An 11,869-nucleotide genomic window follows, 5' to 3' on the forward strand; every position below is an offset into this window, starting at 1 on the left:
TCGGATTTGTGACATAAAACAGGGAGATAGCGACGCGGTTGCTGGTAAAAACAACGAACTGCCTGATTTTTGACTAAACGCTCCGGCCGGTGGTATTTTAGGGTTGACAGCAAAGCGGGTGATGCCTATCATGCGCCTCCGTTGCCAGAGATAACTTTGGTAGCGCCGAGGTGAGTTGGGGTTATAGCTCAGCTGGGAGAGCGCTTGCATGGCATGCAAGAGGTCCGCGGTTCGATCCCGCGTAGCTCCACCAAATTCTCCTCGAACAATCTGGAATCCAAGGGGTTATAGCTCAGCTGGGAGAGCGCTTGCATGGCATGCAAGAGGTCCGCGGTTCGATCCCGCGTAGCTCCACCAGGTTCCTGATTGAAATGAAGTACCCAGGGCAGTGCGGTGTGTATCACCCAGGCCGACCTTTGTGGGGTTATAGCTCAGCTGGGAGAGCGCTTGCATGGCATGCAAGAGGTCCGCGGTTCGATCCCGCGTAGCTCCACCACTATTTCGCAGTGAGGCAAACGGACACCAGAACCGCTTGTCTAAAGAGTAAAGATTTCGGGGTTATAGCTCAGCTGGGAGAGCGCTTGCATGGCATGCAAGAGGTCCGCGGTTCGATCCCGCGTAGCTCCACCACTATTTAGCAGTAAGACAAGCGGCCGCCAGAACCGCTTGTTCAAAGAGTAAAATTTGGGGTTATAGCTCAGCTGGGAGAGCGCTTGCATGGCATGCAAGAGGTCCGCGGTTCGATCCCGCGTAGCTCCACCAAATACTGAAGGCCACCGTGATAACGGTGGCCTTTTTGTTTGTTCAGGCATTTGTTTTTTTCATGGCCAACGCCTTTGTATTTACAAATCAAATGACCAAAATGAGAAAGCCCGCGACTGCCGCGGGCTTTTTTCGTTATTTCGCACGAATTATGAGATATGTCGGCGGCGCCAGGCCAGGGGCAAGAGGGCCAGCAGCAGGGCGCCCATGGCACCGCCACCGCCGTCCTTGCTCGGCTCCTGCAGCTTGAGATCGACGATGATGGGATCGTGATCCGAGGCGCTGAACGGATTGTCCGACTTTATCATGTCGCCGGTGAAGCCACGGCCGTACTCGAACAGGTTGCTCTCGTAGGAGTTGATGTGCCAGTCGGCGACGGCCACCACCTTCTTGGCCAGGGCCGGGTTGGCGAGGGCGTAGTCCAGGGTGCCGAGCTCGGCCTCATAGCTGTAGGAGATGGCCTTGGCTTGGTTGAACTTGACGTTCAGGTCCACCAGACCATAGCTCTTGCCCACTTCCTGGCCGAGCTGCTCATATGCCTGCTCGCCGATGAAGGTGTGGGAAGCTGAGCGGATCTTGCGATCGCTGCTGGCCGGCGCATAGTCGGTCAGCACCCGGATCGGGTCTTCCTTGGCGTAGGAGTTGAAGTCCCCCACCAGCAGCACCTGGCCCGGCAGCTTGTTCACCGCTTCCCCCAGTACCTTGGCGGCGCTGACCCGGAACTCGGTGCATTTGCCCTGCAGATCCGCAGGCTCTGTCTTGCCGTCTCCGTTCTCGTAACAGCCCGATCCCTTGGATTTCAAATGGTTGACCACCAGGGTCAGGGGATCCTTGCTGCCTGCCACGGTGAAGCTCTGCACCAGGGAGTCGCGCTGACCGGCGGTCTTGGCGACGCCGCCGACGGTGTAACGCTGCTCCGGCAGCAGGATCACGCTGGCGTCCCCGCTCGGGGTCAGCTTGGCCGGGCGATAGAGCATGGCCACCATGATGGCGTCGCCACCGAAGAAGCGCTCCTGACCGAGCATGGCCTTGGGCAGGCTGACGAAGGCGTAGTGCTGGCTGGCATCTTTCTGCTGGGCGTTGAGGCTCTTGACCAGGTCGCTGATGGCGGAGTGGTCATCAAAGCCGTTGTTCTCCATCTCCATCAGGCCGAGCAGGTCTGCGTCCATCTCTGTGATGGCGTTGACTATCTTGGTGCGCTGCTGCTGGAAGTCCTCCAGGCTCTTGGCGCCGCGGTTGCAGCCCTTGGCACTGTCTGCATCTGCCTGATCGGCGCACAGCACGTTGAGGGCGCCGCCCACGCTGGAGTGGCTGGTGAAGTAGTTGAGCACGTTGAAGCTGCCGACCCGCAGATCCGTACCGGCGGTGCGGGCCGGGGCGCTCTGGCGATCGTGCTCATCGGTGCGTAGCAGATCGCCGACCGTGATGGCCTGCTCTTTTGGCACTATCAGCCGGTATTCGTTGTAGCTGTAGCCGACCAGCGCCTCCAGGTTGACCGGCGCATCGCCGATGCGCAGATACCCCTGCTCCGGCTCCCAGGCGGGCAGCCAGGGCAGCTTGCCATCGGTGGCCTTGACGTCGGATTCGAGGAACACCCGGTTGTCCGCATTCGCCTCGGCCAATGCCTTGGCCTGGTCGCTGCCCGCCACGTGCAGCTGGGTCGGTTTCACCAGGGGCGCCAGGTGGGAGAGCACCAGGTTGTTGCGCTTGGCGGCATAGTCGAAGCTGAAGTTGCGGCTGATTTTCAGCTCACTGCCGGCATCGAGCCGTACCCGCATCCCCTCGTGGCGCTCCAGCGCCTGGGCCAGGGTCTCCCCCTCCAGCACCCGTAGCGGCACGGCGGCAGGCACAGTGCCCTGAGTCACGACCTGCAGACGGGGCGTGCCGCTGTCGAAGACGGGCTTGAGCTGGGTATGGTTGTAATACTCCTCGACCTTGGCCTCCAGACAGACTTCGGCCCCCGGCTTGATGCCTGGGTACTTGGTCGCGAAGTTCTTGTCATTCAGGAAGACGAAGATGCCGTCCGAGCTCTGGGGATTGCCATCCCCCTGCAGATCCTGCAGGTAGAAGCCCTTGTTCACCCCCTCGCCGAGGGCGGAGACCACGGCCTTGACCGAGACACTCTGGGGGCTCTCGAACAGACCGTCCGGGACCAGGGGGCTCTTGTCGCCAGTGCCCTGAATGGCGGGGATGGGGGTGAGGGCGCTGTCGGCCGGGCAACTGAAGCCGGCAGCCTGGAGTGACGGGGACGCAAGCGCGAGCCCCACGGCCAGTGACAGCAGGGTAGGGGTACCTTTCATTGTGTTTCCTTTTTTATTTTTGCCAGTGTTTCCATAGCCTTGGTGCCTGAACCAAGGGCGCGCATTGTCACACTTCTGGCTGCTCATACCAGTGAACCAGCGCACATTATGGGGAAGCAAAAGAGGCTGTTTCTATTTTTATGACACAGCTAACGATATGAAATTAATGATAAAAATATCATTCCATCTAGACTGAAATTGTGTGAGCGCGGCGGCGTTTACATATTTCTCTTTGAGAATGAAGATTGAGAGTTGCTGACTTGCTTCCTATACTCGGGCTGTTCCTCACGGAACCCAGGTAAAGGGCAAACCGGCAGTGATGCCGGGACGCAAAGCCTCCGCTCTGTCAGCGATGACAGAGAGCGGGGCTCCCCAGGGTGACATGAGGGTATGTGGCCCCGTCCATGGCCTGTTGTCGACCCGATTTCGCCTGTTGCTGTTGTGCTTTGCCCGGTCATTAAAAGCCAAGACCAACAAGGAAGATAACAAGATGCAACAGATCCTCAGGCCCAGCAGGCTCGCCATGCTGGTTGCCCTCGCGGCCGTGCCCGCCTGGGCGCAGGCCGCCTATCCCGCCTATCAGGCCGGTACCGCCTACAAGGCTGGCGATGTCGTCAGCAACGCAGGCTCCCTCTATGAGTGCAAGGAATTCCCCTACTCCGGCTGGTGTGGGGCCTCGGCCTATCACTATGCCCCCGGGGTGGGAACCGTCTGGACCGATGCCTGGAAACCGTTCACCGATGGCAGCACGACGCCGGGCATGACGCTGGCCATCGGCTCGCCCGCCGCTGGTAGCGCTTTCAACGAAGGCGCCCCGGTCGCCCTGGCGGTGACTCTTGGCGGCAACAGCAGCGCCCTGGTCAAGGTCGAGTACCTGATCGATGGCACCCAAGTCGCGGTGAGCAGCGCGGCCCCCTGGTCGGCGAGCTGGACCGCGAGTGGTGTCGGTGCCCATCAGCTGAAATCCCGCGCCCTGGACAAGGATGGCAAGGTACTCGGCGAGGCTAGTGCCAGCTTCAACGTCAGCGCCGTGGTGGCGCCAGAGGCACCCAAGGTGAGCATCGCCAGCCCGGCCGCCGGTGCCAAGGTGACCCTGGGTCGCAGCACGGCGGTGAGCGGCAATGTCACCGACGCCAACAACGACGTGGCCAAGGTCGAGCTGTTCGTGAATGGCCAGAAGGTGGGCGAAGACACCAGCGCCCCCTGGCAGGTGAACTGGACGCCGCAAAACAAGGGGGTTGCCGGTCTCAAACTGGTGGCCACCGACAAGGCCAATCTGGTCGGCGAATCTACTCAGGTGGATGTGCAGGTGGAAGAGGCGGCCCTGCCGCCCACCGGTGGCAACCTCTCCTGCGACATTCGCCAGGTTTATCGCGCCGATGGCAGCGAGTGCATGGGGGATGACCACGCCCGCCGCGTCATCGGCTACTTCACCTCCTGGCGTACCGGCAAGAACGGCTTGCCCGCCTACCTGGTGAACGACATTCCCTGGGACAAGATCACCCACATCAACTACGCCTTCGCCGGGGTCGATGAGCAGAGCCACCTGATCAAGGTGGACGATGCCGCCACCAAGATGACCTGGAGCGGGGTGCCGGGCGCCGAGATGGATCCCGAGTTCGCCTATCAGGGTCACTTCAACCTGCTCTCCAAGTACAAGAAGCAGTATCCGGACGTGAAGACCCTTATCTCCGTTGGGGGCTGGGCCGATACCCGTGGCTTCTACACCGCCACCACCAAGGGGGACTGCTCGGTGAACACCGCCGGCATCAACGCCTTTGCCGATTCGGCGGTGAGCTTCATCCGCCAGTACGGCTTTGACGGGGTGGACGTGGATTATGAATACCCCACCTCCATGAAGGATGCGGGCAATCCCAACGACTTCCCGCTCTCCAACCAGTGCCGGGCCAAGCTGTTTGCCAACTATGAAGTGCTGATGAAGACCCTGCGCACGCGGCTCGACAATGCCGGCACCGAGGATGGTCGCAAATACATGCTGACCATCGCCTCGCCGGCGTCTGCCTATCTGCTGCGCGGCATGGAGAACTTCCAGGTCACCCAGTATCTGGATTACGTCAACCTGATGACCTATGACTTCCACGGTGCCTGGAACAACTTCGTGGCCCACAACGCCGCCCTGTTCGACAACAAGGCGGATCCTGAGCTGGCCCAGTGGGGTGTCTACAGCCAGGCCCAGTACGGCGCCATCGGCTACCTGAACTCGGCCTGGGCGGCCCACTACTTCCGTGGCGCCCTGGCGGCCGGCAAGATCAACATAGGTGTGCCCTATTACACCCGTGGCTGGCAAGGGGTGACCGGCGGGACTCATGGTCTCAACGGCAAGGCAGCCCTGCCGAGCCAGAGCAACTGCCAGCCGGGCACCGGTGGCAGCACCATCCCCTGCGGTAACGGGGCGGTCGGCATCGACAACATCTGGCACGATCTGGACAAGAACGGCAAGGAAGTCGGCGCCGGTGCCGTGCCCATGTGGCACGCCAAGAACCTGGAGCACGCGGCCAGCCTCGGCATCACTACCCTGCCGAGCTATGGTACCGCCTGGGGCCTGGATCCCAACGATCCGGCTGACGTGATCCAGGGTCAGTACGTGCGTTACTACGATGACAAGGCGCAGGCGCCTTGGCTGTGGAACGAGCAGAAGAAGGTGTTCCTCTCCACCGAAGATGAAGAGTCCATGGGCAAGAAGCTGGACTACATCATCAAGCGGGGTCTGGGGGGCGTCATGTTCTGGGAGATGGCAGGGGACTATGCATTCGATCCGGCCAAGAACGAGTATGTGATGGGCAGCACGCTCACCAGCCTGGCGTATGAGAAGTTCAGCAAGGCGAGCAAGGCGAACCTGAAGCAGAACGATCTGCCGGCGCCGGCGGCCCAGCTCGACATCGGCGTGAGCCTGACCGGCTTCAAGGAAGGGGATTCGAACTACCCGATCAACCCGACCCTGAAACTCACCAACAAGTCGACCCAGACCATTCCGGGCGGCACTCGCATCGAGTTCCTGGTGCCCACTTCCACCTCTGACACCATCACGGATCAGAGTGGCATGGGGCTGAAGGTGGTCGAGAGCGGTGGCAACCAGAACTCCGACGGCATCGCCAATGAGAAGGACTTCCACAAGGTGGCCATGACGCTGCCGACCTGGAAGGCCTGGGCGCCGGGCTCTGACGTCGAAGTGGCCATGACCTACTACCTGCCGGCGGCGGGTGTACCGAGCGGCGTGCGCCTGATTGTCGGTACTCAGACCATTGGTCTGAAGGCTGACTTCCCGGCCCTGGCCGAGGCGGTCGTGGGCACGGGCGGCGGTGATGGCGGTACCGGTGGCACGACCTGCAGCAGCCAGAGCGTCAACCCGGCGAGCTATCCGGCCTATCCGAGCTGGCCGCAGGGGGATCACGCCAATGCCAACGATCGCGTGACCAATGGCAAGGCGGTGTGGCAGGCAAACTGGTGGACCAGCTCCGAGCCCAAGGCGGGCGACGGCAGCTGGAAGCTGGTGTGCAACTACTGATATGACGAAGCGGCATCTTTCTGATGCCCTGTAGAGACGACAAATCCGGAGCCTGGCTCCGGATTTTTTTATGGGGAGCTCGCGTGATAAACGGCCATAAAAAAGACCGCTCCGAGGAGCGGCCAATGTGCCACCAAGGCAACTGGTGGGGCAAGGCCCCGTGTGTCGTGGAGGCAGGGCAGGGGATCTCCCTGCTGGGCCGTCACTGGGTGACGGCGCCACCTTGTTGTTCCTTCAAGAAGTTGATCCAGGGGGAGGCGCGGCCACTGACGTTGCCGTTTTGAGCCGCCTGACTGAAGGCGGAGAGGGCCTCCTTCGGTTTCTGCTGCTCGAAATAGGCCACCCCGGTCAGGAACTTCAGATCGGCGCGCTGTTCACCGTTGGCATTGGCCGCGGGTTTGGCGGCCAGCGCCACCAGATCCTGATAGCGTTTGCTCTGGATCATCATGCGCGCCATCTTGAGCTGCAGCTCGGCATCCGGGGCCAGCTTGTAGGACCTGGCCAGGGTATCGATGGCCGGATCCAGCTCCTTGGCCTGATGCCAGTAGTTGGCCAGGGTCTTGTAGTTGGCCGCGTTGCTCTCTATGGTTCCCTCCTTCATGGATTTCTCCATCACCCGGGCGGCGCGATGGGGAATGCCGGCGAAGGCCAAATAGTTGGCCAGACGCTGCAGCTCGTTGGCCTCGGTCAGCATGCCGAGGTTATAAGCGCCCTCCAGCGCCGCCAGTGCCTTGGCGTCGTTGCCCGCCTGCATGTGCATGGCGGAGAGCTGGGTCCAGTACTTCTTCTTCTCCGGGTACTTGTCGATGAGGGCGGTCAGCACCTCAGTCGCCGGCTTGTACTGTTTCAGCTCGTAGTGCGCCGCCATCTTGAGCAGGTACCAGGACTCGGGCGCCTTGCCCCCCGACAGCTTGATGGCCTGATCCACCGCCGGTATGGCTTCCTTGTACTGCTTGAGCTGCACATGGGCGTTGGCCAGGGTGATGTAGGCGTGGGGAGTGGGCTTCTCGTCCTTGCCAAGGCTCGCGAACCACTGGTTCATGGTGCTGATGGAGGCCTTGAAGTTGCCCTCCGCCATGTAGAGCTGGGCCAGGTTGTAGCGCACCTGCTGGGCCACCGGTTGCGGCAGGCCGCCGGTGGCGATGGCATCGGCGAAGTACTTGGTCGCCTGGCTGTATTTCTCCTGCTGGGCGGCGGCGAAGCCCAGGGTCTGCAGTATCACCCCCTTGTCATAGACTCGCTCGCCGACGCCGGACAGCGCCTCCTGCAGCTTGGCATTCGCCTCGCCGTATTTCTTCTCTGTGATCAACGCCTGGGCCTTGTTGACCGCGCGGTAGGCGCGATCGGACAGGGCGGGTTGCTCGGCGGCCCAACTGGCGGTGCTAAGCAGCACCGCCATGGCGACCGGGGCGAGGATCAGGGTACGTAACTTATTCATCGCCACCTTCCTTAGTTGACCGCAAACTCGATCTCTTGCTGCATGCGGGATGCTTGCGGCTTGCCATCGACCATGGCCGGTTTGAACGTCCATTTGGCGATGGTCTTGCGCGCCTCCTTGCCGAGGTCATAGCTGCGCGGATCCTCTTTCACGATCCGCACGTTGCTGACGGTGCCGCGCTCGGTGACGGTGAACTCCACCACCACCTTGCCGCTCGCCAGGCCCGCCAGGGCTGCCTTGCGGGGCATCATGGGTTCGAAGGTCGCCATGGGAATGGCGCCGTTGTTGCCCCCCATGCCGCCACCGCCGCCACCCGTGCTGTAGGCACCGAGGGCGTTGCCACCGCCGATGTTGACCGGGATGTCGAGTTTGGGCATGTCCATGGACGAGCTCTCCATCTGCGGCCTGTCCGTGCTGGCCACTTCCATCTCCGGAGGGGGAGGCGGCCGGTTCGGGGGAGGCGGCTTGGGCAGCTCGCGTTGTTTCTCTTGCAGGGTCTCCTGGGGTTTGAGGCGAATGAAGTCCGTCATGGTGACGTCTTCCCTCTCCGTCAACTCCCGGTGATCCGGCGTGATGAGTTTGTTCATTCCCAGAAACAGGAAGAACACCACCACACAGGAGACCGTTATCGCTATCAGGTATCTCATGGTGCTCGCTCCGGCATCAGCTGCTCTTGCTCGCCGCGATGGAGATGTTCTGGACACCGGCCATGCGGATCTGATCCATGACCTGGACCACCAGACCCGAGCGGGATTCGGTATCGGCCTGGATCACCACGGCACTCTCCGGGTTCTCCGCCCGCAGCCGCTCGATGTTGGCGCGCACGGCGCCCACTTCGACGGACCGCTTGTCGACCCAGACCTGACCATTCTCGCGAACCGCGACCATGATGTTCCCCTTCTTCACCGTCTCCGCCGTGCTGGCGCTCGGACGGTTGATCTCCACCCCGGACTCCTTGACGAACGAGGTGGTGACGATGAAGAAGATCAGCATGATGAACACTATGTCCAGCATGGGGGTCAAATCGATGGCCGCCTCTTCGGCACCGCTGTCGCTGTGACGTTTTCTCATGGCAAAAACTCCTTGCTTAACTGGTGGCCAGGCGGCGTGCGCCTGGCCCGTGCATCCTGCATTAACCGTGTTTCAGGTTGTCTTCCAGCTTCTCGACCGCCAGCTTGGCTTTGTGGTCGAGCTGGTTGACAAAAAACAGGCCGGAAAGGGCGGCAATCATGCCCGCCATGGTCGGTACCGTCGCCTTGGAGATGCCCGAGGCCATCGCCCTTGGGGAGCCGGTGCCCGTGATGGCCAGGGTGTCAAACACCTGCACCATGCCCACCACGGTACCGAGCAGCCCCATCAGCGGGCAGAGGGCGATCAGCACCTTGATGACCGGCATTCCCTTGTCCACCGCCATGGCAACCCTTGAGACCAGCTCGCGCCGGATCTGCTTGGCCGACCAGGAGAGGTGATCGCTGCGGGCCAGCCAGGCGGCCTTGGTCTGCTTCACCTGCCTGGGGTAGACAGTCATGAAGTAGAACCAGCGCTCCAGCAACAGGGCCCACATCATCAGGGTCAGGAAGAACAGGGCGACCAGTACATCGCCCCCCAATCCCAGAAACCGGCGGACCGACTCGACTTCTTCAATCAACCAGAACCACATGGGTGACTCCTTAGGCTGCGGCCTTGGCGGCGTGCAGATTTTCCTGATAGCGGGCGACGAAACCGGCGCTCTGCTCTTCCAGGATCTGGATGAGACGGCGGCTCTGGGTCTGCACTATGGTGTAGAGGAACAGCATGGGCACAGCGACCACCAGGCCTTGCATGGTGGTGACCAGGGCCTCGGAGATACCGCCCGCCATCAGCTTGGGATCGCCGGTACCGAACAGGGTGATGGCCTGGAAGGTGGCTATCATCCCGACCACGGTACCCAGCAGGCCCAGCAGCGGCGCGACCGAGGCGATCAGCTTGATGATGCTGATGCCCTTCTCGAACTTGGGCACGTTGCGCAGGATGATCTCGTCGAGCTTGGATTCCAGATCCTCGATGTTGTCACCGCGATGGCTCTGGTAAGCCCCCAGCATCTCGCCGATGGGGTTGCCCTTGACGATCTGATCGGATTTGAGCTGCTTGCGCATGGATCCGCCGATGAGGGAGAGACGCGCGCCGCAGAACAGGGCCAGCAGGGTACCCAGTACACCGAGCACCATGATGACGTAGCCCACTTCACCCCCCTGATCGACCCGCTCCTTGAAGGTGGGGGACTGCACCAGCAGGGAGAGGATCACGCCGCGGGACGGATCGACGAAGATGGGCTCGACGGCGCCGCCGCCTTGCTCAAACTTGGCCACCGGCTCCAGCACGCTGTTGTCGGGCTGGCGCGGCAACTGTTCGAACTTGCCGGTCTCCGGCACGAAGGTCAGGTACTTGCCCTCGGAGACGGTATTGAACTCCCCTATCTGGGTGACCGTCTTCTCGGCCTGGTTGCCTTCCCCGTACACCACGGTCGCCGGGATCTGGCTCACCTTGCCACCATCGACCATGCGGCTGAGGGTGGTGGTCCAGAAGGCAGTCAGATCGTCGCTGGAGGGCAATTCTTTACTTTCGGCAAGGCGAGTCAGCAGCGCCGCCTGCTCCGGGTGCTCGACCCGGCGGGCGGAGGCGTTGAAGATCCCCTTGAACTCACCGGCGAACTGGCGCAGTACGCCGAACATCTCCCCCATGTTGCCGGAGCGCTGGCGCAGGGTCTCGGTTAGCTCGGTCAGCTGCTTGTCGTTAGCATCGAAGGTGGCCTTGAGCTGCTCGCCCTTGGCGGTCTCGGCGGCGAGCTCGGCCTTGGCCTTAGCCAGCAGGGCGCCCTGCTCGTTCTTGTCGGCCAGGAAGCGGGCTTCCCGCTCCTTGTTGAGCTGGGATTCGCTCAGGTTGGATGCCTTGACCTGGCTCAGCAGGGCATTGAGGTCCACCGGTTTCTCGGCTGCGGTCACCGGCAAGGTGATCAGGGTGGCGCCCGCGATCAGGGAGGCAATGGCGAGTTTGATTCCTTTCATGATGTTTTCTCCGCAGTTTGAATCGGCAGCTTGATAAGGGCGGGGGGCGCCTGCTTCTTGGCGATGCGAAGGCCCTGTTCGACTGCACTGCGATATTCCTGGGGCAACTCTTCCCATTGGCGGGTCTTCTTGTTCCACATGCCGGTCTCGTTGCCATCCGGGGATTGGTAGAGCAAGGCGATGCGGCCGACCCGCAGGAACTCATAGGTCTTCTCGTTGCCATCCTTGTCCAGGCTGGCTTTGTAAGACTCTATGGTGCGGCTGAAGCCTTCCTCGATCTGATAGGCCTCGAGTATCTTGCGGTACTTCTCGGAGATGGTGACGTCGGCCCGGTTCATGAGATCGGTCAGGGCCGCTACGCGGTCCTCACGCTCGACCTTCTGGAACGGCAGATCCAGGGAGACGAACTGATCGAGGGAGTCGATCATCTTGAGCATCAAGGGCACCACTTCGGTGCTGGTCTGATCGATCTGGGCTATCTGGCGCTGCATGGAGGCCAGCTCGCTGGTCTGGGACTCGACCATCTTGCCCACCTGCTCGTTGTAGGTGCGCAGGCTGTCGACCTGACGCAGGGCGCCCTTGTACTGGGCGAGGGCTGTCTCGGCAGATTCGGCATAGTTGTCGATCTTCTGCTGGGAGACTTTGGAGGCATTGTCGGTGGCGGCTTGAGCGTCCACTGCCTGGCTGGCAGAGGCGGCACTCAGATTGAAGCTGGTCAGCAAGGCGGCCGAAATCAGGCTGCCGAGGAGCGCTTTCTTCATTGTAATAGTCCTTTTTTTCATAGGATTACCCTATCTCC

Annotated in this window: 8 protein-coding genes, 5 tRNA genes and 1 riboswitch; of the genes, 6 read left to right on the forward strand and 7 right to left on the reverse strand. The window is 61.6% G+C overall.

Going from position 1 to position 11,869, the window contains the following annotated elements; all coding sequences use genetic code 11:
• Positions 1–177: 177 nt before the first annotated feature.
• The 5 genes from CUC44_RS11900 to CUC44_RS11920 all read left to right on the forward strand — a co-directional run bounded on the left by CUC44_RS11900 (position 178) and on the right by CUC44_RS11920 (position 762).
• Positions 178–253 (forward strand) — tRNA-Ala (locus CUC44_RS11900).
• A gap of 28 nt (positions 254–281) precedes the next feature.
• A tRNA-Ala gene (locus CUC44_RS11905) sits at positions 282–357 on the forward strand.
• 63 nt (positions 358–420) lie between these two features.
• Positions 421–496, forward strand: a tRNA-Ala gene (locus CUC44_RS11910).
• 58 nt (positions 497–554) lie between these two features.
• Positions 555–630 (forward strand) — tRNA-Ala (locus CUC44_RS11915).
• 56 nt (positions 631–686) lie between these two features.
• Positions 687–762 (forward strand) — tRNA-Ala (locus tag CUC44_RS11920).
• A gap of 149 nt (positions 763–911) precedes the next feature.
• Here CUC44_RS11920 and CUC44_RS11925 read toward each other — a convergent pair.
• Complete coding sequence (locus CUC44_RS11925) at positions 912–3,062, reverse strand: ExeM/NucH family extracellular endonuclease (RefSeq protein WP_100860163.1); 2,151 nt, start codon at positions 3,060–3,062, stop codon at positions 912–914.
• A 294-nt stretch (positions 3,063–3,356) separates the two neighbouring features.
• Positions 3,357–3,438: riboswitch (cyclic di-GMP riboswitch) on the forward strand.
• A gap of 114 nt (positions 3,439–3,552) precedes the next feature.
• On the opposite strand from CUC44_RS11925, the gene CUC44_RS11930 reads away from it, so the two are divergent.
• The gene (locus tag CUC44_RS11930; protein WP_425266316.1) at positions 3,553–6,588 is read left to right on the forward strand and encodes a glycosyl hydrolase family 18 protein; all 3,036 of its coding nucleotides are present in this window, start codon (positions 3,553–3,555) and stop codon (positions 6,586–6,588) included.
• Between the two features lie 202 nt (positions 6,589–6,790).
• Here CUC44_RS11930 and CUC44_RS11935 read toward each other — a convergent pair whose 3' ends face one another.
• The 6 genes from CUC44_RS11935 to CUC44_RS11960 all read right to left on the reverse strand — a co-directional run bounded on the left by CUC44_RS11935 (position 6,791) and on the right by CUC44_RS11960 (position 11,831).
• Positions 6,791–8,026, reverse strand: a complete 1,236-nt coding sequence (locus tag CUC44_RS11935) for a tetratricopeptide repeat protein (protein WP_100860164.1) — start codon at positions 8,024–8,026, stop codon at positions 6,791–6,793.
• A gap of 11 nt (positions 8,027–8,037) precedes the next feature.
• Positions 8,038–8,673: an energy transducer TonB gene (locus CUC44_RS11940; protein WP_100860165.1), complete on the reverse strand. Its 636-nt coding sequence runs from the start codon at positions 8,671–8,673 to the stop codon at positions 8,038–8,040.
• Between the two features lie 16 nt (positions 8,674–8,689).
• On the reverse strand, positions 8,690–9,097 hold the full coding sequence (locus CUC44_RS11945) for an ExbD/TolR family protein (protein WP_100860166.1): 408 nt from the start codon (positions 9,095–9,097) through the stop codon (positions 8,690–8,692).
• Positions 9,098–9,158: 61 nt separating this feature from the next.
• Positions 9,159–9,686, reverse strand: coding sequence for a MotA/TolQ/ExbB proton channel family protein (locus CUC44_RS11950; protein ID WP_100860167.1), 528 nt, complete (start codon positions 9,684–9,686; stop codon positions 9,159–9,161).
• A 10-nt stretch (positions 9,687–9,696) separates the two neighbouring features.
• Positions 9,697–11,070 carry a MotA/TolQ/ExbB proton channel family protein gene (locus tag CUC44_RS11955; RefSeq protein ID WP_100860168.1) on the reverse strand — a complete coding sequence of 458 codons (1,374 nt, stop codon included), beginning with the start codon at positions 11,068–11,070 and terminating at the stop codon, positions 9,697–9,699.
• Positions 11,067–11,831, reverse strand: a complete 765-nt coding sequence (locus tag CUC44_RS11960) for a DUF3450 domain-containing protein (protein WP_100860169.1) — start codon at positions 11,829–11,831, stop codon at positions 11,067–11,069. Before CUC44_RS11960 ends, CUC44_RS11955 begins: the two co-directional genes overlap by 4 nt.
• Between the last annotated feature and the right edge of the window lie 38 nt (positions 11,832–11,869).

The organism is Aeromonas lusitana, from assembly GCF_002812985.1.
GTDB classification, from domain to species: Bacteria; Pseudomonadota; Gammaproteobacteria; order Enterobacterales; family Aeromonadaceae; genus Aeromonas; species Aeromonas lusitana.

Excerpts from the sequence above, each read along its gene's own strand:
- CUC44_RS11935 (WP_100860164.1), bottom strand. The coding sequence starts at position 8,026 with ATGAATAAGTTACGTACCCTGATCCTCGCCCCGGTCGCCATGGCGGTG.
- CUC44_RS11955 (WP_100860168.1), bottom strand. The coding sequence starts at position 11,070 with ATGAAAGGAATCAAACTCGCCATTGCCTCCCTGATCGCGGGCGCCACC.
- CUC44_RS11940 (WP_100860165.1), bottom strand. The coding sequence starts at position 8,673 with ATGAGATACCTGATAGCGATAACGGTCTCCTGTGTGGTGGTGTTCTTC.
- CUC44_RS11925 (WP_100860163.1), bottom strand. The coding sequence starts at position 3,062 with ATGAAAGGTACCCCTACCCTGCTGTCACTGGCCGTGGGGCTCGCGCTT.
- CUC44_RS11930 (WP_425266316.1), top strand. The coding sequence starts at position 3,553 with ATGCAACAGATCCTCAGGCCCAGCAGGCTCGCCATGCTGGTTGCCCTC.
- CUC44_RS11960 (WP_100860169.1), bottom strand. The coding sequence starts at position 11,831 with ATGAAGAAAGCGCTCCTCGGCAGCCTGATTTCGGCCGCCTTGCTGACC.
- CUC44_RS11945 (WP_100860166.1), bottom strand. The coding sequence starts at position 9,097 with ATGAGAAAACGTCACAGCGACAGCGGTGCCGAAGAGGCGGCCATCGAT.
- CUC44_RS11950 (WP_100860167.1), bottom strand. The coding sequence starts at position 9,686 with ATGTGGTTCTGGTTGATTGAAGAAGTCGAGTCGGTCCGCCGGTTTCTG.